25 protein-coding genes and 1 pseudogene are annotated in these 23,048 nt (G+C 61.5%); 17 read left to right on the top strand and 9 right to left on the bottom strand.

The genetic code is table 11. The features are described 5' to 3' along the window. Positions 1-44 precede the first annotated feature (44 nt). Positions 45-305, bottom strand: a complete 261-nt coding sequence (locus tag B6S01_RS02305; protein WP_037463065.1) for a hypothetical protein — start codon at positions 303-305, stop codon at positions 45-47. Between the two features lie 174 nt (positions 306-479). Beyond that, complete coding sequence (gene serB, locus B6S01_RS02310; RefSeq protein ID WP_037463067.1) at positions 480-1,358, bottom strand: phosphoserine phosphatase SerB; 879 nt, start codon at positions 1,356-1,358, stop codon at positions 480-482. Here serB and miaA point away from each other — a divergent pair. The 9 genes from miaA (at position 1,357) to trmFO (ending at position 10,961) form a co-directional block, all read left to right on the top strand. Beyond that, on the top strand, positions 1,357-2,301 hold the full coding sequence (miaA, locus tag B6S01_RS02315; protein WP_037463068.1) for a tRNA (adenosine(37)-N6)-dimethylallyltransferase MiaA: 945 nt from the start codon (positions 1,357-1,359) through the stop codon (positions 2,299-2,301). The genes serB and miaA overlap by 2 nt on opposite strands. A gap of 100 nt (positions 2,302-2,401) precedes the next feature. Then, the gene (locus tag B6S01_RS02320) at positions 2,402-4,150 is read left to right on the top strand and encodes an acetolactate synthase 3 large subunit (protein WP_037463183.1); all 1,749 of its coding nucleotides are present in this window, start codon (positions 2,402-2,404) and stop codon (positions 4,148-4,150) included. Next, the gene (locus tag B6S01_RS02325; RefSeq protein WP_037463069.1) at positions 4,147-4,497 is read left to right on the top strand and encodes a hypothetical protein; all 351 of its coding nucleotides are present in this window, start codon (positions 4,147-4,149) and stop codon (positions 4,495-4,497) included. Before B6S01_RS02320 ends, B6S01_RS02325 begins: the two co-directional genes overlap by 4 nt. Beyond that, entirely contained in the window at positions 4,497-5,012 is a 516-nt protein-coding gene (gene ilvN, locus B6S01_RS02330) for an acetolactate synthase small subunit (protein WP_037463070.1), read from the top strand. The genes B6S01_RS02325 and ilvN overlap by 1 nt, the downstream gene beginning before the upstream one ends. Before the next feature lie 155 nt (positions 5,013-5,167). Next, positions 5,168-6,187: a ketol-acid reductoisomerase gene (gene ilvC / locus B6S01_RS02335; protein WP_037463071.1), complete on the top strand. Its 1,020-nt coding sequence runs from the start codon at positions 5,168-5,170 to the stop codon at positions 6,185-6,187. A gap of 371 nt (positions 6,188-6,558) precedes the next feature. Then, positions 6,559-7,185 carry a YceI family protein gene (locus B6S01_RS02340; RefSeq protein WP_037463072.1) on the top strand — a complete coding sequence of 209 codons (627 nt, stop codon included), beginning with the start codon at positions 6,559-6,561 and terminating at the stop codon, positions 7,183-7,185. A gap of 61 nt (positions 7,186-7,246) precedes the next feature. Next, positions 7,247-7,537 (top strand): GIY-YIG nuclease family protein, encoded by a 291-nt coding sequence (locus tag B6S01_RS02345; RefSeq protein ID WP_037463073.1) that lies wholly within the window; start codon positions 7,247-7,249, stop codon positions 7,535-7,537. 342 nt (positions 7,538-7,879) lie between these two features. Then, positions 7,880-9,544: a 2-isopropylmalate synthase gene (leuA, locus tag B6S01_RS02350; protein WP_037463074.1), complete on the top strand. Its 1,665-nt coding sequence runs from the start codon at positions 7,880-7,882 to the stop codon at positions 9,542-9,544. Between the two features lie 73 nt (positions 9,545-9,617). Beyond that, positions 9,618-10,961, top strand: coding sequence for a methylenetetrahydrofolate--tRNA-(uracil(54)-C(5))-methyltransferase (FADH(2)-oxidizing) TrmFO (gene trmFO, locus B6S01_RS02355; protein ID WP_037463075.1), 1,344 nt, complete (start codon positions 9,618-9,620; stop codon positions 10,959-10,961). 4 nt (positions 10,962-10,965) lie between these two features. Here the strand turns inward: trmFO and B6S01_RS02360 are convergent, their stop codons facing one another. Continuing rightward, positions 10,966-11,430 carry an EF-hand domain-containing protein gene (locus tag B6S01_RS02360; RefSeq protein ID WP_037463186.1) on the bottom strand — a complete coding sequence of 155 codons (465 nt, stop codon included), beginning with the start codon at positions 11,428-11,430 and terminating at the stop codon, positions 10,966-10,968. Between the two features lie 11 nt (positions 11,431-11,441). Next, positions 11,442-12,086, bottom strand: a complete 645-nt coding sequence (locus B6S01_RS02365) for a hypothetical protein (RefSeq protein ID WP_407695225.1) — start codon at positions 12,084-12,086, stop codon at positions 11,442-11,444. A gap of 136 nt (positions 12,087-12,222) precedes the next feature. Between B6S01_RS02365 and B6S01_RS02370 the strand changes: the two genes are divergently transcribed. From B6S01_RS02370 to B6S01_RS02380, 3 genes are all read left to right on the top strand, one after another. Next, entirely contained in the window at positions 12,223-14,304 is a 2,082-nt protein-coding gene (locus tag B6S01_RS02370; RefSeq protein ID WP_037463076.1) for a TadE/TadG family type IV pilus assembly protein, read from the top strand. A gap of 74 nt (positions 14,305-14,378) precedes the next feature. Next, on the top strand, positions 14,379-14,921 hold the full coding sequence (locus B6S01_RS02375) for a TadE/TadG family type IV pilus assembly protein (protein ID WP_234810783.1): 543 nt from the start codon (positions 14,379-14,381) through the stop codon (positions 14,919-14,921). Continuing rightward, a complete protein-coding gene (locus tag B6S01_RS02380) occupies positions 14,905-15,612 on the top strand; it encodes a TadE/TadG family type IV pilus assembly protein (RefSeq protein ID WP_231567928.1) in 708 nt (235 codons plus the stop codon). Before B6S01_RS02375 ends, B6S01_RS02380 begins: the two co-directional genes overlap by 17 nt. Before the next feature lie 54 nt (positions 15,613-15,666). Here the strand turns inward: B6S01_RS02380 and B6S01_RS02385 are convergent, their stop codons facing one another. The 4 genes from B6S01_RS02385 to eno form a co-directional block, all read right to left on the bottom strand. After that, on the bottom strand, positions 15,667-17,052 hold the full coding sequence (locus B6S01_RS02385; RefSeq protein WP_037463078.1) for a pyruvate dehydrogenase complex E1 component subunit beta: 1,386 nt from the start codon (positions 17,050-17,052) through the stop codon (positions 15,667-15,669). Continuing rightward, complete coding sequence (gene pdhA / locus B6S01_RS02390; RefSeq protein WP_037463079.1) at positions 17,052-18,125, bottom strand: pyruvate dehydrogenase (acetyl-transferring) E1 component subunit alpha; 1,074 nt, start codon at positions 18,123-18,125, stop codon at positions 17,052-17,054. The genes B6S01_RS02385 and pdhA overlap by 1 nt, the downstream gene beginning before the upstream one ends. 110 nt (positions 18,126-18,235) lie before the next feature. Continuing rightward, positions 18,236-18,547: an FtsB family cell division protein gene (locus B6S01_RS02395; protein ID WP_037463081.1), complete on the bottom strand. Its 312-nt coding sequence runs from the start codon at positions 18,545-18,547 to the stop codon at positions 18,236-18,238. Between the two features lie 76 nt (positions 18,548-18,623). Continuing rightward, the gene (eno, locus tag B6S01_RS02400) at positions 18,624-19,898 is read right to left on the bottom strand and encodes a phosphopyruvate hydratase (RefSeq protein WP_037463082.1); all 1,275 of its coding nucleotides are present in this window, start codon (positions 19,896-19,898) and stop codon (positions 18,624-18,626) included. 210 nt (positions 19,899-20,108) lie between these two features. Between eno and B6S01_RS02405 the strand changes: the two genes are divergently transcribed. From B6S01_RS02405 to B6S01_RS02425, 5 genes and pseudogenes are all read left to right on the top strand, one after another. Then, entirely contained in the window at positions 20,109-20,723 is a 615-nt protein-coding gene (locus B6S01_RS02405; RefSeq protein WP_037463083.1) for a hypothetical protein, read from the top strand. 49 nt (positions 20,724-20,772) lie between these two features. Continuing rightward, positions 20,773-21,153: a hypothetical protein gene (locus B6S01_RS02410; RefSeq protein ID WP_037463085.1), complete on the top strand. Its 381-nt coding sequence runs from the start codon at positions 20,773-20,775 to the stop codon at positions 21,151-21,153. Further along, positions 21,150-21,473: a hypothetical protein gene (locus B6S01_RS02415; RefSeq protein WP_037463087.1), complete on the top strand. Its 324-nt coding sequence runs from the start codon at positions 21,150-21,152 to the stop codon at positions 21,471-21,473. The genes B6S01_RS02410 and B6S01_RS02415 overlap by 4 nt, the downstream gene beginning before the upstream one ends. Continuing rightward, positions 21,466-22,053: a DUF883 family protein gene (locus tag B6S01_RS02420; RefSeq protein ID WP_037463088.1), complete on the top strand. Its 588-nt coding sequence runs from the start codon at positions 21,466-21,468 to the stop codon at positions 22,051-22,053. Before B6S01_RS02415 ends, B6S01_RS02420 begins: the two co-directional genes overlap by 8 nt. 103 nt (positions 22,054-22,156) lie before the next feature. After that, positions 22,157-22,377 (top strand): annotated as a pseudogene (locus B6S01_RS02425) (DUF4170 domain-containing protein). A 3-nt stretch (positions 22,378-22,380) separates the two neighbouring features. Here the strand turns inward: B6S01_RS02425 and B6S01_RS02430 are convergent. Next, positions 22,381-23,022 (bottom strand): rhomboid family intramembrane serine protease, encoded by a 642-nt coding sequence (locus tag B6S01_RS02430; protein ID WP_037463090.1) that lies wholly within the window; start codon positions 23,020-23,022, stop codon positions 22,381-22,383. Between the last annotated feature and the right edge of the window lie 26 nt (positions 23,023-23,048).

The raw sequence follows: 23,048 nt of genomic DNA on the forward strand, positions 1-23,048 counted from the left end.
GTAACGGGCGCGGCGAACTCGCCGCGCCCCGAAAGCGATGCCGATCAGCCGCGTTCTCCGCGCCTGGTCGGCGGCGGCGGAGGCGGTGGCGGCGGACAGGGCGGCCCCATGACCTCATGATACATGCCGTCAGCCGAATAATAGCCATCGACGATGCCATCGCCGTTGCGATCCGCCGCGACAGTGCCTGCAATCGCGCCGGGACCGACTGGCGGCGCGGGCGCGACAGGTTCATCCCTCGTCGTGGAGCATGCGCTCAGGCCGAGCGCGGCTCCGCCGAGGAGACCCAAAAGCCTGATGTTCATAACCTCTCCCTTGGCGCTACGAGGACCATACGCCAGTTAGATGTGGGCACTGCGAAACGCAGCGGGGGTGTAACGACCGACCCTGCCTTTCGAAGCCATTACCCAACCGCAATGACGGCGAAACGTGCCTAACGCGCGATTAACCGAACAATGCCTCAGGAGTGGCCTGCATCCCTAGTCTATCACCCACTCCGCAGAGCCGATCCCCTGCGCGTAAAGCAGTACCGACAGGTCGCCATGGACAACCTCTGCCCCTGCCGCCTCACGCGTTTTCGGCTTCGCATGATAGGCCACGCCCAGCCCCGCGCCCTGGATCATCGGAATGTCGTTCGCGCCGTCACCCACCGCCAGCGTCAAGGCGCGGTCGATCCCGCCCTCGATCGCTGCTTCCAGTTCGGCGCGCTTGCGCGACGCGTCCACGATGGGCAGCGTGACTGTCCCGGCCAATACCCCATCTGCGATCTCCAGCACGTTGGCGACCGCGCTGTCGAAACCGATCTCTTCGGCGACCGGCCCGGTGAAGCGGGTAAATCCGCCCGACACCAGCAGCGTCGCCGCGCCCCGCGCTTTCATCGTGCGCACCAGCGCCCGCGCGCCGGGCATGATCTTGACGCGCTCCGTCCGGCACCGGTCAATCGCCTCGTCCGCCAGCCCTTTCAGCAGCGCAACCCGCTCATGCAGCGCGCCCGCAAAGTCCAGTTCGCCGCGCATCGCCCGCTCGGTGATCTCCGCAATCTGCGGCTTGATCCCGGCATAGTCGGCCAGTTCGTCGATGCACTCGACGGTAATCATGGTCGAATCCATGTCCGCGATCAGCAGCTTCTTCTCGCGGCCCATCGCCAACTGGACGATCACGTCCACCTTGTCCCCGACATCCGCCAGCACCGCGCGCGCCGTTACGGGATCGCTGCCGAAGAAAATGTCCGCGGCCTTGCCCTCATCCAGCCACTTGCTATCCACCGGCGCACAGCCTGCGGTCGCCAATCGAGCGACGGATTCTGCAATATCCCCCTCACTCAAGGCCGCACTTGCCACTAAGGTTGCGACGAACATGAAAACTCCCGAAACAGATAAGGGCGAATCCCGCCCGCGCGTGGCGCTTATTGCCGGGCCTACCGCCAGCGGCAAGAGCGGGCTCGCGGTTAGCCTGGCGCAGGCGGCCAACGGCGTCGTCATCAACGCCGACGCCAGCCAGGTCTATGCCGACCTACAGATATTGTCAGCGCGGCCCGACGCGCGGGAAATGGCGGCGGCGCCCCATCGCCTATTCGGCCATATCGACGGCGCGCAAGCCTGCACCGCCGCGCGCTGGGCGGCTGATGCGCGCATAGAGATCAATCGCGCGCATGCCGAGGGACAGCTGCCCATATTGGTCGGCGGGACTGGCCTCTATCTGCGCACCCTGCTCGACGGCATCGCCCCGGTGCCGGACATAGAAGCAGACGTTCGCGCCGCCGTGCGCGCCATGCCGGTAGCCGACGCCCACGCCGCCCTGTCACGCGAAGATCCGGAAGCCGCTGCCCGCCTCGCTCCCGCCGACACCACCCGCGTCGCCCGCGCTCTGGAAGTCGTCCGCTCGACCGGCAAGCCGCTCACCTATTGGCAACAGCATAAGAGCGGCGGCATTGCCGACAGTATCCGGCTCTCGCCCCTCATCCTGCTCCCCCCGCGCGACTGGCTCATCGCCCGCTGCGACCGCCGGTTCGAACAGATGGTCGATAGCGGCGCGGTGCAGGAGGTTGAGGGGCTGCTGGCCCGCGCGCTCTCCCCCGAACTGCCCGTCATGCGCGCGATAGGCGTTCCCGAGATCGCAGGCTGGCTGCGCGGCGAAATCGACCGCGAAACCATGCTGGATCGGGGCCGGATCGCTACACGGCAATATGCCAAGCGCCAATATACCTGGTTTTCCCGCCAGCCACCGATCAACTGGACACGCGAAACACAGCCCATTGATGATAAAATCACCGGAGAAATGATAATAAAATTACGTCAATAGTGGTTGACTTGCCATTTTATGTCTATTAGATGCACCCGCCTTGCCATCGCTCCGCTTCCGGGGCAGAGGGCGCAACTTGCATCCAGTGGAAGGATTTAGCGTGTCCGAAAAGAGCGGCGCGGACATTTTGGTTGAAAGCCTGATCGACCTGGGGGTCGAAGTCGTGTTCGGTTATCCGGGCGGCGCCGTGCTGCCCATCTATGACGCGCTTTTCAATCATCCGAAGATCCGCCACGTCCTTGTCCGCCACGAACAGGGCGCGACCCATATGGCGGAGGGTTACGCCCGCTCCACCGGCAAGCCCGGCGTCGTCCTCGTCACATCCGGCCCCGGCGCGACCAATGCCGTCACCGGCATCACCGACGCGCTGATGGATTCCATCCCCATGGTCGTCATCACGGGGCAGGTTCCCACGCAGCTGATCGGCACCGACGCGTTCCAGGAAGCGGACACGGTCGGCATCACGCGCCACTGTTCCAAGCATAATTATCTGGTCAAGGATCCGGCAAAACTTGCTGGCGTCGTCCATGAAGCATTTCATATCGCCACCACCGGCCGCCCCGGCCCGGTCGTCGTCGATATCCCCAAGAACGTCCAGATCGCGACCGCGCCCTACAACCGGCCGCTCGGTTTTGAGCACGCAAGCTACAAGCCGCAGACGAAGGCGGATGCCTCCGCCATCGCCTCTGCCGTCGAAATGCTCGCAAAAGCGGAACGCCCCATCTTCTACACCGGCGGCGGCGTCATCAATTCGGGGCCGAAGGCGTCGGCCCTGCTGCGCGAACTGGCGGAACTGACGGGCGCGCCCGTCACCTCGACCCTCATGGGCCTGGGCGCCTATCCCGCATCCGGGCCGCAATGGCTGGGGATGCTGGGGATGCACGGCACCTATGAAGCTAATTGGGCGATGAACAAGGCGGACCTGATCGTCTGCATCGGCGCGCGTTTCGATGACCGGGTCACTGGTCGCCTCGACGCCTTCGCGCCCAATTCGAAAAAGGTCCACATCGACATCGATCGCAGCTCGATCAACAAGACGGTCGAAGTCGATCTTCCGATCGTCGCCGATGTCGGCAACGCGCTCAATGACATGATCACCGCGTGGAAGACGCACGGCCACAAGGCGGCGGACCTGTCGGAATGGTGGGCCAGGATCGAAGGATGGCGCGCGCGCAACAGCCTCGCCTATCCCGAAAGCGGTGAAGAGATCATGCCGCAGGAAGCGATTGCCCAGCTCTACAAGGCCTCGCGTTCGGCCGATGACGTCATCATCACCACCGAAGTCGGCCAGCACCAGATGTGGGCGGCCCAGCATTTCGGTTTCGACGCGCCGAACAAGTGGCTGACGTCGGGCGGCCTCGGCACCATGGGCTATGGCTTCCCCGCCGCCATCGGCGCGCAGGTCGGCAATCCCGACAGCCTGGTCGTCTGCGTCGCCGGCGATGCCTCGATCCAGATGAACATCCAGGAAATGGGCACCGCCAGCCAATATCGCCTGCCCGTCAAGATATTCATCCTCAACAATGAATATATGGGCATGGTCCGCCAGTGGCAGGAACTGACCTATGAAAGCCGCTATTCGAACAGCTATTCGGACAGCCTGCCCGACTTTGTGAAGCTGGCCGAAGCCTATGGCTGGACCGGCATTCGCATCGAAGGACCGCAGGAACTGGAAGCGGGCATCCGCCAGATGATCGACACGCCCGGCCCGGTCATCGTGGACTGCCGCGTGGCCAAGCTGTCCAACTGTTTCCCGATGATCCCGTCGGGCGCGGCGCATACCGACATGCTGCTCGACCCCAGCCAGGTCGCGGGCATCATGTCGGACGAGGCAAAGGCTCTGGTGTGACCCAGCATCTGAAGCTCCGCATCCATGTGAGCGAACCCTTCGACTTCGAACGGATCAGCGGCACGGCCGAGCTGAAAGGCTGGACCGTCGACCATCACGATCCCGAGAATGAGGATTGGGAAGTCCATCTGGAACAGGGCTTCGATTTCCACGAGCGCCGGATCGGCCGCCTGCTGGCCAGTCCCCGCTATGTGGGTGAACATATGGGCCGCATGTTCGACGCGATTGCGGGCTTCCCGGTCCGCCTCGCCCATCGCGACGACGGCAGCTGGCACTACGCCTTCACGGGCATGATTTCGCAGCGCCATGAGCGTGCAGACGAACCGGTTAATGGAACGAGCATCTGATGCATATCCAGGAAGAATATAGCGAGCGGCATGTCCTGTCGCTCACGGTCACCAACGAAGCGGGCATCCTGGCCCGGATCGCAGGGCTGTTCACCGCGCGCGGCTATAATATCGACAGCCTGACCGTGGCGGACATCACGGACGATCACGCGATCAGCCGCATCACCATCGTCACCAACGGCCCGCCCAAGGTGATCGACCAGATCATCGCCCAGCTCGACCGCCTGGTGCCCGTCCACAAGGTCACGGACCTCACCGCCAACGGCCCCTTCGTCGAGCGGGAACTGGCGCTGGTCAAGGTTATCGGCACGGGCGAGGACCGGATAGAGGCGCTGCGCCTCGCCGACGTCTTTCGCGCCAAGGTGGTCGATACGACGATCGAAAGCTTCATTTTCGAAATCACCGGCACGACCGAAAAGATCGACAATTTCATCGGCCTCATGCGCCAGATCGGCCTCGTTGAAGTCGGCCGCACCGGCGTCGTCGGCCTGATCCGCGGCAAGGAGCCGAATTGACTTTGACCCCTCTCCCGCCCGCGGGAGAGGGAGGGGCCCGCCGCGCAGCGACGGGAGGGTGAGGGCCAGCCAGGTGGTGAGGCCCCTCCCGGTGGTTCCCCCTCACCATTGATTAAGCTCCTCCCGGAGCAGCTGGACAGAAGAAGGAACGTCAAATGAAGGTTTATTACGATCGCGACGCCGACATCGGCCTCATCAAGGGCAAGAAGGTCGCCATCCTCGGCTATGGCAGCCAGGGTCACGCCCATGCCCAGAACCTGCGCGACAGCGGCGTGGCCGAAGTCGCCATCGCCCTGCGCCCCGGTTCGGCCAGCGCCAAGAAGGCGGAAGGCGCAGGCTTCAAGGTCCTGCCGAACGCCGAAGCCGCCGCATGGGCCGACGTCCTCATGATCCTCGCCCCTGACGAGCATCAGGCCGCCATCTACGCCGACGACATCCACGCGAACCTGAAGCCCGGCGCGGCGCTCGCCTTCGCGCATGGCCTCAACGTCCATTTCGGTCTGATCGAGCCGCGCAAGGACGTGGACGTCATCATGATCGCGCCCAAGGGCCCCGGCCACACCGTCCGCAGCGAATATCAGCGCGGCGGCGGCGTCCCCTGCCTGATCGCCATCGCGCAGGACGCGACCGGCAACGCGCATGACATCGCCCTGTCCTATGCCAGCGGCGTCGGCGGCGGCCGTTCGGGCATCATCGAAACCAACTTCCGCGAGGAATGCGAAACCGACCTGTTCGGCGAGCAGGCCGTGCTTTGCGGCGGCGCGACCGCGCTGGTCCAGGCCGGTTTCGAAACGCTGGTCGAAGCCGGTTACGCGCCGGAAATGGCCTATTTCGAATGTCTCCACGAACTCAAGCTGATCGTCGACCTGATGTATGAAGGCGGCATCGCCAACATGCGCTACTCGATCTCGAACACCGCCGAATATGGCGACATCAAGACCGGCCCGCGCATCATCACGGAAGAAACGAAGAAGGAAATGAAGCGCGTCCTCGCCGACATTCAGTCGGGCCGCTTCGTCAAGGACTTCGTGCTCGACAACCGCGCCGGCCAGCCTGAACTGAAGGCCAGCCGCATCGCCGCCCAGCGTCACCCGATCGAGGAAACCGGCGCAAAGCTGCGCGCGATGATGCCCTGGATCGCCGCCAACAAGCTGGTGGATCAGGAAAAGAACTAAGGCTGGCGCGGGCGGACCATCCCGCCCGCCCCCTGACCGCTTTTCCATTGTTCGCGCAGAGGCGCAGAGGGCGCAGGGGAATCCTTCCTGCGATCTCTGCGCCTCTCGCGCATCTGCCTGGTTGAACCTGCGCCGTCCCGCACACCGTCAGCCCAAGCAGCAACGCACTACCCGGTCACCTCAGCCTCCTCCCGTCACCCCAGCGAAAGCTGGGATCTAAAGCCCACCCGCTATCCATCGCGCGCCCACGCGCGCAGGAAACCGTCCCTCCAAAAATCCACATCCGGTAACCCTCTGTTTCCGGTTACACCTCTGGAACAATCAAGGGATGCCGCTATGGTGGCGCGTCTTTTGCTTCTGGAGAACCACCGATGCGCAAGTTGCTGATTTCCGCTGCTGCCTTTACCGCGATCGCAGGCGGCACTGTCGTCATCGCCCAGCAAATGCCCGCCGCGCCCGGCGCAAAGGATCCCGCCCGCGTCACCGGCGGCACCTATCAGATCGATCCCGGCCACACCCAGGTCGTCTTTGCCTACGACCATATGGGCTTTTCCAACAATGTCGGCGTCATCTCCGAATCCACCGGCACACTGACCCTTGATCCCAAGAATGTGGCCGCCGCCAAGGTCTCCGTGGACGTCCCCATCGCCAATATCCGCACCGGCGTTGCAAAGCTCGACGAACATCTGATGAAGGCCGACTTCTTCGACGCGGCCAAATTCCCCAAGGCGACCTTCGTCTCGACCAGCGTAAAGGCTGACGGCCCGACCGGCGCGGAAATCACCGGCAACCTGACCATCAAGGGCATCACCAAGCCAGTGACGCTTGAAGCCGAATTTTTTGGCGCGGGCAAAGCTCCCGCGATGATGGGCGGCAAGGAAAATGTCGGCTTCGTCGCCACGGGCGCGGTCAAGCGCAGCGACTTTAACATGGGCTATGGCGTGCCCATGGTCGGCGACGCGATCGAACTGAAAATCATCGCCGCGTTCCAGAAATAACTTCAGATGACGGCGTCACCCCGGGCTTGACCCGGGGTCTCGCTCCTTGAATGCGCCGGCAATGACACGCGATCAGCAAGGCGGTTGGGTCTATGATCGCTATCGTGGCACAATGTACGTCGGCGTTACCTCCAATCTTGCTGCCCGCACCCACCAGCACCGATCAGGCGAAAGATCTGACTTCTGCGCCCGATACGGACTCACCCGCCTGGTATGGGCGGAACATAGTGGCGACATCGCCAACTGCATCGCACATGAAAAGCGTCTCAAGCGATGGCGTCGCCAATGGAAATTCGACCTGATCGAAAGGGGCAATCCGGATTGGCGGGACATGTTTGATACGCTTGCATGAATGGTAGCGGGCCCCCGGATCAAGTCCGGGGTGACGTAAGTGCGGGCAGGATGATCATCCACTCGTCACCCCGGGCTTGACCCGGGGTCCCGCTTCTTCCCCTTCCGCTCCAATCCCCCAAACGCACGAAAACTTGCACTCCTCGGCCAATCCCGTTAAACCCCGGTCCACCATGCAGCGCGCGCTTCTTTCCCTGCTACGACTTACACGCCCTTAGGCGTGGCATTTCTGCTGCTCTTCGCTTGAATGACGCAGCAATCCGCCTAAGGGCATATCCAAGCAGATAGTCGTTTCACCGGGCAGGCCGCGCCGCCGCCCGTTTGCATAAAGAAGTAGCTTCCCATGATGCTGACCGACCCTTCGCAGAAATATCGCGCCTTCCCGCAGGTGGATCTGCCCAACCGCCAATGGCCCGGCGCCGTCATCACCTCGCCGCCGCGTTGGCTGTCAACCGACCTGCGAGACGGCAACCAGTCGCTGATCGATCCCATGAACGCCGAAAAGAAGCGCCGCTTCTTCGACCTGCTGCTCAAGGTTGGCGTCAAGGAGATCGAGGTCGGCTTTCCCGCCTCGGGCGCGACCGATTTCGACTTCATCGCCGGGCTGGTGCGCGACGGCGCGATCCCCGACGATGTATTCCCGCAAGTGCTGACGCAGGCGCGTGAAGACCTGATCGCCACAACCTTCGAAAGCCTGCGCGGCGCGAAGAAGGCCATCGTTCACGTTTACAACGCCGTGTCGCCCGCCTGGCGCAATATCGTGTTCCAGATGGATCGCCCGCAGATCAAGGAAATCGCGATCAACGCGGCCAAGCTGCTGCGCGACAATGCGGCAAAGCAGCCCGACACCGACTGGCATTTCGAATATTCGCCGGAAACCTTCTCCACGGCCGAACTGGATTTCAGCCTGGAATGCTGTGAAGCGGTGATGGAAATCCTCCAGCCGACGCCGGAAAAGCCGCTGATCCTGAACCTGCCCGCCACGGTAGAGGCCGCGACGCCCAACATCTATGCCGACCAGATCGAATGGATGTGCCGCAACATCTCGCGCCGCGACAGCGTCGTCATCTCGCTGCACACCCATAACGACCGGGGCACCGGCGTCGCCGCGGCGGAACTGGGCCTGATGGCGGGCGCGGACCGCATCGAAGGCTGCCTGTTCGGCAATGGCGAGCGGACCGGCAACTGCGATCTGGTGACCGTCGCGCTCAACATGTACACGCAGGGCATCAATCCGGGGCTGGATTTCTCCGACATCGATGAGGTCATCCAGACCGTCGAATATTGCAACCAGCTGCCCGTCCACCCGCGCCATCCCTATGCGGGCGAACTGGTGTTCACCGCCTTTTCCGGCTCGCATCAGGACGCGATCAAAAAGGGTTTTGCGGCGCAGGAAGTCCGCAACGACCAGATCTGGGACGTGCCCTATCTGCCCATCGACCCGAAGGATCTGGGCCGCGATTATGAAGCGGTGATCCGCGTCAATTCGCAATCGGGCAAGGGCGGCGTCGCCTGGGTGCTGCAACAGGACAAGGGGCTGAAGCTGCCCAAGCGGATGCAGGCCGACTTCTCCCGCGTCGTGCAGGCGCTGGCGGACCAGAGCAGCCGCGAACTCAACGCCGCCGACATCTGGGCCGCGTTCGAGGATCATTACCGCCTGTCCGGCGACCAGCCCTACAGGCTCATCGACTATAATGAGAGCGGCCATGCGGGCGACCGCATCTTCACCGGCAAGATCGCGCACAAGGGCGGCGAGCGCTCCATTTCCGGACGCGGCAACGGGCTGATCTCCTCGGTGCTGGCTGCGTTGCGCGATGACCTTGGCGTCGATCTGGAAGTGGCTGATTACAGCGAGCATGCAATCGGCGTCGGCACGGACGTCGCTGCGGCGGCCTATGTCGAATGCCGCACGCCTGACGGTCGCACGGTCTTTGGCATCGGCACCGACACCGATATCGCGACCGCATCGGTTCAGGCCGTACTGTCGGCCGCCAACAGCATTTCATAACGAAACTTAAAATAGGAAAGGACGCGAAAAATCGCGTTCTTCCCTATATTTCATTCTTGAGTTCGGAACGACAGTGACAAATCACCAGGTCCACATAATCGGCGGCGGTCTCGCCGGCTCCGAAGCCGCCTGGCAACTGGCGGAGGCGGGCATCAAAGTCCGTCTCTCCGAAATGCGCGGCTCAGGCGACATGACTCCGGCGCATCAGACCGATGGCCTCGCCGAACTGGTTTGCTCGAACAGCTTTCGTTCCGATGATCCCGACAAGAACGCCGTCGGCCTGCTCCACCAGGAAATGCGCCGCCTCGGCTCCCTCATCATGGCGCAGGCTGAACCGGCCAAAGTCCCGGCAGGATCCGCGCTGGCGGTTGATCGGCACATCTTTTCAGAAGGCGTCACCCGCACGCTTTGCGACCATCCAAATGTAAAGGTCGTCCGCGAACGGATCGACACCCTTCCGGCCGAAGGCATGACGATCGTCGCCACCGGCCCGCTCACCGCACCCGCGCTGGCCGCCAGTATCGGTCAGGCAGCAGGCATGGACCACCTCGCCTTCTTCGACGCCATCGCGCCCGTCGTCCATTTCGACAGCATCGACATGGACAAATGCTGGATGGCCAATCGCTGGGACAAGATCGGCCCCGGTGGCGGAGAGGGTACGGATTACATCAATTGCCCGATGACCAGGGATCAGTATCAGGCCTTTGTCCAGGGACTGCTCGACGGCGACAAGACCGAATTCAAGGAGTGGGAAAAGAACACCCCCTATTTTGAAGGCTGCATGCCGATTGAGGTGATGGCGTCCCGGGGGCCTGAAACCCTGCGCCATGGTCCGATGAAGCCGATGGGTCTGGATGACCCCCGCACCGGCCGCTGGCCCTACGCTGTCGTCCAACTGCGTCAGGACAATGCGTCCGGCACGCTGTGGAACATGGTCGGCTTCCAGACGAAGCTGAAACATGGCGCGCAGGTCGATCTGTTCCGCACGATCCCCGGTCTGGAAAATGCCGAGTTCGCCCGGCTCGGCGGCCTTCACCGCAACACGTTCATTCAAAGCCCCAAGCTCCTTGACGCCACGCTCCGGTTGAAGAACGCCCCCCATATACGTTTCGCCGGCCAAATGACCGGCTGCGAAGGCTATGTCGAAAGCGCGGCGATCGGACTGCTCGCGGGCCGTTTCGCCGCGGCAGAAATATTGGGGCAGCAACTGGCTCCCCCGCCTGGCGAAACTGCGTTGGGCGCGCTGCTAGGCCATGTCATCGGCAACGTCGAAACAGCCGACTATCAGCCAATGAACGTCAATTTCGGCCTGTTCCCGCCGATAGACGATGTGAAGAAAAAACAGCGCAAGGAAGCGATGACGTCGCGCGCGCGCGCGGCCCTGGGCCTTTGGCTGGGCGAACTCCAGCCCGCCTGAACCATCAGCATTTACAGCGCGGCTTGGGACTGCGCTTGGGGGCGGTACTGGCGAACTCCGCCGGGGTCAGCTTGCCATCGCCATTCGCATCCGCCTGCGCGAAGCGGTCGGATGTCGCAACCGCCCATTCCTCGAACGACAGCAGATTGTCACCATCCTTATCGAGCTTCTTGAAAGCCTTGACCCGGCTGCCCATCATCTCGATCCGCGTAATCACGCCATCCCGGTCGCGATCGTATCGAGCAAAGCGCTTCTGTTCGCGGCTTTGCGGGCTTGCCTCACCGGGACGGGGCAGCGGCTTTCCAACGGCATCTGGATCGCCCTCCGGCAACGCATCGTTGGCGGGAGGCGGCGGAGGCGCTATCACGGCCTCAGGCGCGGGACCATTGGCCGCGCGCCCCTGCCACCAGAAAAGGCTTGCCGCGACCAGCAGCAATGTTGCGCCGGCGCCTGCCATGATCCGTCCCACAAAATCCCCCTTCAACGCGTGGTCAGCGCCACGCGCAATAGCCGAAGATAAAGTCCCGGCGTCAAGCGTTTAGGCGCCACCCGGCCCTTTAAAATGTCCTGCCGCGCCAAGCCATAAGCGATGCGCACAGGCCGCCAGGCGGCAGGCCAGGGTTGAGAGAAGGAGGGCATCTTTTCCCGCGCAAGGCCGATCGCATCAGCCGCGAGAGACGGGTCGGCCACATGCCCGGACAAGTCCCACAGCGCCCATGCCGCGCCAGCCTGCGTCAACCAGGGTGACACGTCGCTTTCCCCCGCAAGCGCATGGAACAATCCACCGCCGCGGCCATTGGCATAGCCGTCAAGGTCGACATCTCCCACCATCGCCTCCCAGCCATCGAGCCATGCCGACAGCCCGGCAGGCGGTAACGCGCCCAGCGTACGCAGGCCGTCGATCAGCGGTTCCCCCCTGCCCTTGGCCCCCGCCTCATCGCTCAACGCTTCCTGCCACCAGGCGAGGCGGATCTGGCCGATCATGGGTTCGCTCGTCGTGGCCGCGAGCCGGGCAAAACGTGCGTCCAGCGTCCACAGCAGCCGATGGCGCGCCATGTCATCGCCCGCATAGGCGCTCAGCAGCGCCGCCAGGGCGGACGGTTCGTCGGCCAATGCCTCAGCCACAGGCTGTATATCGCCCGGTATAGATTATCGTCATTTTAACTATCCCCCGAATATTGATCCTAACACCTGCCCCTTAAGGAGCAGTCGGTTGCCCTGCCTGCAAGGGGGGTCGGGACAAGCATGGGTGAAAGCAAAAATGGGCGACAGGATCAAGCGCGCGCTGTTCATTTTGATGCGGCTCTATCACAATCAGGCTGGCAATACGCTGGCGATCGTGGCGGCTGCCATCTTCCCTCTGGCCGCGCTGATTGGCGGCGGCGTGGATATCAGCCGCATCTACCTGACCAAGACGCGGCTGCAACAGGCATGCGACGCTGGCGCGCTTGCCGGGCGACGCGCCATGACGGGTCTCACCTGGACAACGGGGCAGGATAACGGAAGCTCAGAGGACACCGCCAACCGCTTTTTCACCGTTAACTTCCCCGCCAACAAATATGGGACAAAGTCCGGCGCGGTCGTCTATTCGGCCAGCGAGACGGGCGCCGTCACCGGCAACGCGACGGTGGTCGTTCCGATGACGCTGATGTCGCTTTTTCAGATGCCGGACAAAACGGTAACGGCGACCTGTACCGCCGATCTTCAATTACCGAATACCGACGTGATGTTCGTTCTGGATACGACCTTGTCCATGAATGAAATCAACACCGGCGATTCCCAAAGCCGAATCGAGGTGCTGCGCAGTGCCGTGAGCAGCTTCTATACAGAGCTGGAAAATGTCCGGCCCGCTGGCTCGCATATTCGCTATGGCTTCGTTCCCTATTCGGGAACCGTAAATGTTGGAACGCTGCTGAAACCAGCATGGCTTCAGGACAACCCCATCTACGACTCGCGGGAGGCCGACGGCACGTCCACCCAAATCACGACCAAGAAATCGGGCGGCGGGTTTGAACCCGAAACGCTCAAGAGTTGGACTAATTGGCAAACGACCAGCGGTTCGTACGGCCCCGGCACGCCTTACTACGGGGAACCGGAAAACTGCGTCGCGCCAGCCAAGACCCTGTCAGATAAGACGGTCCAGACATCCTGGAATCCGAACTCAAGCGCGCTGCCGCGTTCTCGCGTCCACACACGCACACGGCACGGGACAACCTATTCGGCCAGCCTCTCGGGCGGCGTATGCACAATCAAGTCAACCGTCTACAACAATCTGGTCGAGGAGCGGACGGAAACGATCAGCCAAAATCCCAACGCCGGACAGCCGATCCCTGAAACGGAAACCACGACCACAACCACGCATTACCATTGGATTTACAGGCCAATTTCCTATGACATTTCCGCTCTGAAAGTCACAGACAGCAACGGAAACGTCAAGGGTAACAGCTTCAAGGCGCCAGTTGAGAACGCAAGCGCAAGCGGTCATCCCAGAGAGCGCACGATCACGTGGAACGCATCCAACGGCTGCATCGAGGAACGCGGAAGCGGCTATGACATGGATGTCGATCTGGTTCCGGATCCCACGCGGCCCGAAACCCAATGGAAGCCATATCTGCCCCGCCTCGTCTATGGCCGTGACCAGACGACGACAGGATATCAGAAGCCGGCACCAGAGGGGCAAAGATACCCTACAGCGTGGCTCAATAGATGGGCGTTCAGTGGATCGCCCCTTGAAACCAAGACGCGCGACTTCAACCTCAACGATACCACCAACTTCTACACGCCGTCAGTAGATTTGTGGCAATCCGGCGCTTGCCCAACCGCTGCCCGTAAACTGTCGGAAATAGACGCCACTACGCTTAACGCATATCTTGACAGCCTCACGCCAGCGGGCTTCACCTATCACGACATCGGCATGTTGTGGGGTCTGCGCCTGATGTCCCGCGAGGGTCTGTTTGCAGCGGAACACGCAGCCGCCGAATCATCGGGCCGGTACGCCCGTAACCTGATATTCATGACCGACGGCCAGACTGACACGCGCATCGGAGCATATGATGCTTGGGGCTTATCAGCCATGACGCGGCGACGTACCCCCACCAATCGTGTGCCGACCGATGAAGAACAGAATGCACTTACTGAAACGCGGCTGACCCAGCTGTGCAATGTAGCCAAAAATCAAAAGAACATCACGGTATGGGTGATCGCCTTCGGTACGGAACTCAGCCCTCTTTTGTCGGGCTGTGCGTCCCCCGGTCGCGCTTATCAGGCCGATAACGCCGATCAGCTGACGGCCACTTTCTCCCAGATCGCATCGCAGATCGCCCAGTTGCGGGTGACACGATGAGACGCGCTACCGCTAGGTCTCGCTTCACCGGGCAAGCTCGATCTCTCGCCCAGGATGCTCGCGGCGCAACATTGGTGGAGTTCGCCTTCGTCGCGCCCATCCTCGTGCTCATGCTGATGTTCCTGTTCGACACCGGCTATTATCTCTACGCCCGCGCCATATTAAGCGGAGAAATACAGGCTGCAGGGCGGGCGTCAGCTCTCGAAACGGCTACCCAGGCCAACCGCGCATTGCTGGACAACTCGGTCGAGACGGCGGTGAAACGACTGGTTGGTGGCGGGACACTCCACTTTGATCGCCTGGCCTTCAAATCCTACGGCCGCGCCCAGTCCAGGGCAGAGGCCTTTATCGACTCCAACGGCGACAACATCTGCAACAACAATGAAAGCTTCGACGACGCCAACGCCAACGGCGTACGCGATACCGATTCGGGCGTAGCCGGCCAAGGCGGCGCAAAGGACGTCACAATCTATTCCGCGACGCTGGAATATGATCGCCTTTTCCCGATGGCGTCACTGTTGGGCTGGAGCCAGCAGGTCAGCGTCACCGCACACACCATTTTACGCAATCAGCCTTTCGATAAGCAGGCGGAAGCCTTGATTGGCCATTGCGATTGAGGATCCATCAATGAACAGGTCTCAAACCTCAGGCATCCGACAGGCGATCACCAGATCCATTCCCTCGCGGCGTGATCTTCTGCGGTGCCAGAGCGGCATCGCCTTGACCGAGTTCGCGATGGCTTTCCCCATTCTGCTGATCTTCGCCACATCTGGCCTGGAACTCACCAACTATGCCCTGACCGTGAAGAGAGTCGGCGAACTCGCGGTCATGGTATCGGACAACGCGTCCCGGATGGGTGCTCAAAGCGCCATTAACAACAAGCCGGTTAGCGAGGCGGAGATCAACGACGTTTTCATCGGCGCGGATCTGCAAGCAGCCAATCTGAATCTCAGTCAAAAGGGCAAGATCGTCCTTTCCAGCCTGCAGCGAAATGAAGATGGCGGGCAGACGATAAAATGGCAGCGATGCTTTGGAGGGGGCGCTTATCAGTCCGCTTACGGACCAGAGGGTACAGGCGCCACGGGCACCAGTTTCGTCGGCATGGGACCGGAGGATCATGAGGTTACTGCAGCGGCGGGGACGGCGGTGATGGTGGTGGAAATCCACTACACCTACAAACGACTGATGCCCATTATCACGCTGCCGCTACACGACATTACGGAGTTTTCGGCCTATAACGTCCGCGATAGTCGAGACATCACACAGGTTTACAATACCGAGAATGTGACGCCATCGACCTGCACCTGAACTCAGGCGCGTAGCAGGAAGGGAGAGCCAGTTCGGCCCTCCCCAACTATATGGTCAACGATAGCAAACCTTCTTCGCCGCAGCGACGACACGCGCCGCGTCGATAAGCGCCGCCTTTTCAAGGTTCGCGGCATAGGGCAGCGGCACATCCTCGTTGGTCACGCGCAAAACTGGCGCATCCAGGTCGTCGAAACCCTGCTCCATCACCACGGCGGCGATTTCCGACGCGATCGAGCAAACCGGCCAACCTTCCTCGACCACGACGAGGCGATTGGTCTTCTTGAGGCTCTCCAACACGGTCGCGGTGTCCAGCGGTCGCAACGTGCGCAGATCGATGACCTCCGCATCTATGCCCTCGCCCGCCAGCGTTTCCGCCGCTTCCAGCGCGATGCCGACACCGATCGAATAACTGACCAGCGTCACATCCTTGCCCGCGCGCATTACACGGGCCTTGCCGATCGGCAGGACATAGTCATCCACCTTCGGCACGTCGAAGCTCCGGCCGTAGACCAGCTCATTCTCCAGGAAAACGACCGGGTCTTCTGACCGGATGGCGGCCTTCAGCAAACCCTTCGCATCGGCCGCATCATAGGGCGCGATGACGATAAGGCCCGGAACAGCCGCATACCAAGGTCCATAATTCTGGCTGTGCTGGGCCCCGACGCGGCTCGCCGCGCCATTGGGGCCACGGAACACTATGGGACAGCGCATCTGGCCGCCCGACATATAGTTGGTCTTGGCCGCCGAGTTGATGATGTGGTCAATCGCCTGCATGGCGAAGTTGAACGTCATGAACTCGATGACCGGGCGAAGGCCGCCCATCGCGGCGCCAGCGCCAATACCGGCAAAGCCATATTCGGTGATCGGCGTGTCGATGACGCGCTTATCGCCAAACTCATCGAGAAGGCCTTGGGTCACCTTGTAAGCGCCCTGATATTCAGCCACTTCCTCACCCATGACGAATACCCGCTCATCGCGGCGCATTTCTTCGGCCATGGCATCGCGCAGCGCTTCACGCACCGTCGTTTTTACATATTCGGCGCCTTCGGGAACATCAGGGTCAGCCACGCTGGCCTTTACGTCCGTATCCAGCTTGGCCGTTCCGCTGACCGCCTTCTTCGGCGCCTCAGCGGCCGCCTCCGCCTTGGCGGCAGGCGCGTTTTCCTTCGCCCTCGGCGCAGGCTTAGCGGCATCGCCGCCCTCGCCAGCCATTGTCGCGATGACCGTGCCGACTTTCACGCCTTCGGTGCCCTCGGGAATGACGATCGCGCCGATCTTGCCTTCATCGACCGCTTCAAATTCCATCGTCGCCTTATCAGTCTCGATCTCGGCGAGAATATCGCCCGAGCGCACTTCGTCGCCTTCCTTCACAAGCCATTTGGCCAGCGTGCCTTCCTCCATCGTCGGGGAGAGCGCTGGCATCTTGATTTCGATACCCATCAATATTGCTCCACCAGCACGTCGGTATAGAGTTCGGACATTTCCGGCTCCGGCGATGTTTCGGCGAAGTCGGCCGCGTCGCTCACGATCTTGCGAATGTCCTGATCAACCTTTTTGAGTTCATCCTCGCTGACGCCTGCGTCCATCAGATACTTCTTCGCACCCTCGATCGGGTCGGATTTTTCGCGCATGGCCTGCACTTCCTCGCGCGAACGGTATTTCGCGGGGTCGGACATGGAGTGGCCGCGGTAGCGATAGGTCTTCATTTCCAGAAGAATGGGGCCATTGCCACCCTGCACCCATTTAAGCGCTTCCTCAGTCGCGCCGCGCACCGCAAGGACGTCCATGCCATTGACCTGGATGCCGGGGATACGGAAACTTTCGCCGCGGCGATAAAGCTGATCCTCGGCTGACGAGCGATTAACGCTGGTGCCCATGGCGTATTGATTGTTTTCGATCACGAAGATGATCGGCAGCTTCCATAGCTCAGCCATGTTGAAGCTTTCATAGACCTGGCCCTGATTGGCCGCGCCGTCGCCGAAATAGGCAACGCACACGCCCCCATCGCCCTTATATTTGTGCGCGAAACCCAAGCCCGCGCCGAGTGATACCTGAGCGCCGACGATCCCGTGACCGCCGAAAAACTTATGCTCGACGCTGAACATGTGCATCGAGCCGCCCTTGCCCTTCGAAATGCCCGCCTCGCGACCGGTCAGCTCAGCCATGATGACATTCGGATCTATGCCATAGGCAAGCATGTGGCCGTGGTCGCGATAGCCGGTGATAACGCTGTCCTTGCCGGGCTTGAGCGCCGACTGGATGCCCACGGCAACCGCTTCCTGGCCGATATAGAGATGACAAAAGCCGCCGATCAGGCCGAGGCCATAAAGCTGCCCCGCCTTTTCCTCAAAGCGGCGGATGAGGACCATTTGCCGATAGAATTCCAGCAATTCTTCCTTGGTCGCCTTGTAATCGCTCGGTGCTTCGGGGCGAGGCCGGTTGTGGTCCGCGCTGGCAGGGCTTTGCGCCTTTGCCTTTGCACGCGACGGACGCGGCGTCGTTGGTTTCGCCAAGGCTTCTTATCCTTTTGCCTGGATATGGATGGAAGGAAGCCCGATATAGCGGCAGAGTCGGCCAAAATGCAACGCCGCAACCCGCGCAATAGCCGCTTTGAACAGCGCGGTCAGTTCAGGGGAACGATCACTTCGTCGTGATGGATTACGCCGAGCTGGCGCCGGATCAGCTCATCACTCAGATCAGGGTCAACGCGACGCGGATTGAGCAGGTCCACGCGGTTGCGGAGCTCATTGCGCTGGGTCTGGACGGACTTCAATTCCCCCTTGGCGCCATGAAGCTGGCGCGAGTAATCACCCCAGGCAAGGACGCCATTGGAACCGAGCACCACATAGCCGGCAAAGAAAAGAAGCAGAAGCACAGCGATCGCCGGGCCGAAGGCCGAAAACAACAATGTGCGAAGCTTAGCGATGTGCGCCATGAAGCAGTTGAATCACAGGCCGAAGCCGGCCGCAAGAGAAATCTGGCTAACTTGCGGCCGGGCGGCGAATTAACCCTTAGCGGAAGATAGAGCGGCCGGCGTAAACCGCGACATCGCCCAGTTCTTCTTCGATACGGATCAGCTGGTTGTACTTTGCAAGCCGATCCGAACGCGCGAGCGATCCGGTCTTGATCTGGCCGCAATTGGTGGCGACGGCAAGATCGGCGATGGTCGCGTCCTCGGTTTCACCCGAACGATGCGACATGACCGCAGTGTAACGCGCGCGATGGGCCATATCGACCGCGGCCAACGTCTCAGTCAGCGACCCGATCTGATTAACCTTGACCAACAGGGAGTTGGCCAGGCCCTTGCCGATACCCATTTCAAGCCGCTTGGGGTTGGTGACGAAAAGGTCATCGCCCACCAGCTGCACCTTACCGCCGATCTTGTCCGTCAGCGCCTTCCAGCCTTCGAAATCATCCTCGCTCATGCCATCCTCGATCGACTTGATCGGATAGTCGGCGCACAGCGCGGCCAGATAGTCGGCCATTTCGACGGGGTTCAGCGACAGGCCTTCGCCTGAAATCTCATACTTGCCATTCCTGAAGAATTCGGTGGCCGCGCAGTCCAGCGCCAGCACGACATCGTCACCAGGCTTATAGCCAGCCTTCTCGACCGACAGCATGATGAAATCGAGCGCATCGCGCGTCGATGCGATGTTCGGGGCAAAGCCGCCTTCGTCGCCAACCGATGTGGCAAGGCCCTTTTCATGCAGGCCCTTCTTGAGCGTGTGGAAGATTTCCGCGCCCACCCGCACCGCATCGGCCAGGCTTTCCGCGCCGACCGGCATGATCATGAATTCCTGGAAATCGATCGGATTGTCGGCATGCTCGCCGCCGTTGATGATGTTCATCATAGGCACCGGCAACACATGAGCCGACACGCCGCCAACATAGCGGTACAGCGGCAGGCCCCGCGCGTCCGCCGCCGCCTTGGCGGTGGCGAGACTGACGCCCAGAATTGCGTTCGCACCCAGGCGGCTCTTGTTCTCGGTGCCGTCGAGCGAGATCATCGCGGCATCGACTTCTGCCTGATCCTCCGCGTCCAGGCCGATCAACTGCTCGGCAATCTCGTCATTGACTGCGGCGACGGCAGCCAGGACGCCCTTGCCGAGGTACTTGCTTTTGTCGCCGTCGCGTTTTTCGACCGCCTCATAGGCGCCAGTCGATGCGCCCGATGGGACGGCTGCGCGCCCAAAACTGCCATCTTCCAGCATGACATCGACTTCGACGGTGGGGTTCCCACGGCTGTCAAGGATCTGACGAGCGTGGATATCAAGAATGGCGGTCATGGTCGCTCCCTGGAAATGCTGCAATGCGCCTCAATTCCGGCTCCGCTTAGCCAGCACCTCCCGGATTGGCAATGCGGGGCTTGCATGGATGCGAAAAATGCCGATGGTCAAATTAGTAACGGCAACGGAACTGTGGCCCGCCGCGTGCATTGAGGACGGATACCCATTCGCCCGCATCGCGACCCCACGATATTGAGGAGACATAGGACGATGGCTGACACTCCGGAAACCCCGCCCGTAAAGCGCACCAGGAAGGCAGCAACCACCAAGCCGGCCAAAGCCAAGCCTGTCACGACCTCTGCTGTTGCCAAGCCACCGGCAAAGCCGGTCAAGGCAGCACCGACGCGGAGCGCTTCCACGCCCAAAACCGGCAACGGGGCAGCTTCGCATGGCTGGACCGCGCAGATTGCGCCGCTGAAGGCGCAGGCGGAGAAGGCCGCGAAGAGCGCGGCGGACAAGCTCAATAGCGTCGATTGGAAGACCCACATCGATCCGCTGAAGGATCAGGCGACGCAGACCGCAAAGTCGGCCGCCATCGTCGCCAAGGACAAGACCGGAACGGCGATGCAGAGCCTGGCAAAGCTGATCACTGACACTGCGGGCACCGTAGATGCCAAACTGGGCCCGCAATATGGCGATTATGCGCGGCAGGCAGCAGAAGCAGTGGCGGGGGCCGCCGACACTCTGGACAGCAAGGATGTCGATCAGCTGATGACCGAAGCGCGCGATTTCGTTCGCAAAAGTCCCGCCGTAGCGATTGGCGCCGCAGCGGTGGTCGGTTTCGTACTTATGCGCCTGGCCAAGGGATCAGACGACAAGGCATGATCGTCTCCGCCAACCAGAAATATATATCCATAGCGGGGCGGAGGTTTTTTTGACGGATGAGCCAAGCCTGACAGCGGAGCCGCAGGGACCCGAGCAGCAGCAGCAGCAGGATAATGTTCGCGAGGCGTTCAACAGACTCTATGCTGATGGCCGCGCCTATGCCGGTGCGGAGATTGAACGCCAGAAGCTGCGCGCCGCTATTGCAGGAGCAGGCGTCCGGGCCGCGGCGATCTTCGCCACTGCCGGGTTCTTGCTGGCCTTCGCTGGCCTGATCGCTTTTCTGGTCGGACTGGTGCTGTTGCTCACGCCCCATCTGGGCGCGGGCTGGTCTGCGGTCGCGATATTCGGCTCCTCCCTTCTCGCTGCGATCATATTATTCTTGCTTGCCAAGGGACGGATCTCTCAGATGCGGAAAGCCATTAAGTCATGAAGGCGGTAGAGCAATATCGCCAGGCCGAGGCGCGGGCCGAAGAGAAGAAGGCCCAGTTTATGTCCAGCGCCCATGCTGCAAAAGCACGCATCGCGCCCGCCAGGCTAAAGCAGGACATGAAAGACAAAATGGTGGACGGCTTTTCGAATGGCCGCGCCTATGTGACGAAAAAGGCGCAGGAGCAGCCTGCGGCGGTCGGCGCGGCGGCCGCAGCATTGACGATATATCTGTTTCGCCGTCCGCTTTCGGCACTTTTCAAACGCACATACGTTCGGATTACCAATCGTAACCCCGACAAAGCGGAGACAAACGATGGCTGACATTCATGCCCAGATTACTCGCGTGCGCGATGCCGCAAACGATATTGCCGAGACCGCCTCTGACAAGTTCCGGGACACTACTGGCAAAGCACGCGACAGCGCTGCCGACCTGATCCAGACAAGCCGCGATCGCGCTGGCGACGCCTATAGCGACGTCCGTGATCGAACGCAGCGCGTTGCTGCGCGAGCGAATGAGATTGTGCAGGAACATCCTATCGTAGCCGTAGCGGGCGCGGTAGCCGCCGGTGCCGTGGTGGCCTGGCTGTTCCCCAAGAGCCGCAGGGCGATGAAAGCTCTCCCGGGCATCGCAGCGGCCGCAGGCACTCGCGTCGTGGAAGCCGCCATGGCAGCACAAGCCGCCGCGGCTCAGGGAGCCGAAAATGTCCGGTCAACTGCTGGAAACGCCCTACACCATGCGCAGGAAGGCGCCACCCGGACTGCTGCTTCGGCCCGTGACGCAGCAGCTTCCGTTGACATCACAGGAACGGCGTCACGGGTAGCCGACGACCTTGTTTCACTCGTAGCCAGCAAGATTGATTCGGTCAGCGACGCCCTGAAGGCGCGATTGCCGAAACGCTAACCGTCTCGGCGAAAAACGCAGCCTTTCCCCATCGCGGAACCATTGGACAGGAGTGTGCCCACTGCTAGAGTGGCCTCTCCTTCCATGGGAGAAGAACGATATCATGAGCAAACTCCACCTCGTGATGGGGGGCGCGTCAAAAATCCCCAGACGCTGGACTTTGAAGATCTGAACTCAATCGAGCTTGTCGGTGTGTTTCCCGACTATGCGTCAGCAGAAAACGCATGGCGCGGCGCTGCACAGCGGACCGTGGACGACGCGGAAATGCGCTATGTCATCGTCCACCTGCACCGACTGCTTGAGCCTGAATTGCCCAAGGCATAACGCTCACGAAACAGGCTTCGGACCCTTGCCGAAGCGCCAGCGAAGCAAGGGCCGGGTCAGCACGAGCCCTATCAGAAAGCCGCCGATATGCGCGGCAATTGCGATCTGGCCAAGATCGCCCAAGCCTCCGCGGGCCGAAGCAAGGCCGATCATCAGCTGAAGAATGATCCATCCCGCCGCCAACCATATCACGCGCAGAAAATTGGCGGAGAAAGGACCGATCCGCTTCACCGCGCGCTGCCCATAAAGTAGCGCGTAGGTCGCCAGAATCGCCGATATAGCACCGCTCGCCCCGACCATTGGATTGGGAGACGCGGGTTCGATCGCCCACTGCAGCAAAGCCGCGCCATAGGCTCCCGCGATGTAAAGAACTAACACCGCGCCTTTCTGCAACACCTGTTCAATCTGGCGTCCGCAAAAGACCAGCATCAGAAGATTAAAGCCGATGTGCAGCCAGCCTGCATGGATGAGTGTGCAACTGAGCGGCGTCAGCCAAACCGGCACCGCCAGAACCCCCGCGAACAGCCCGGGATCCTCAACGCGCGCTGGTATGAACCCTCCGAGAATGGCGGCATTGTCCACCTGTCCGGTGAATGACAACAGCAGAAACGCGGCGAAAGTGATCGCCGCGATTGCGTTCGTCATCCGGCCGGAGGGAATCTTCACCGCAG

It is taken from the genome of Sphingobium herbicidovorans (genome assembly GCF_002080435.1).
Taxonomy (GTDB): domain Bacteria; phylum Pseudomonadota; class Alphaproteobacteria; order Sphingomonadales; family Sphingomonadaceae; genus Sphingobium; species Sphingobium herbicidovorans.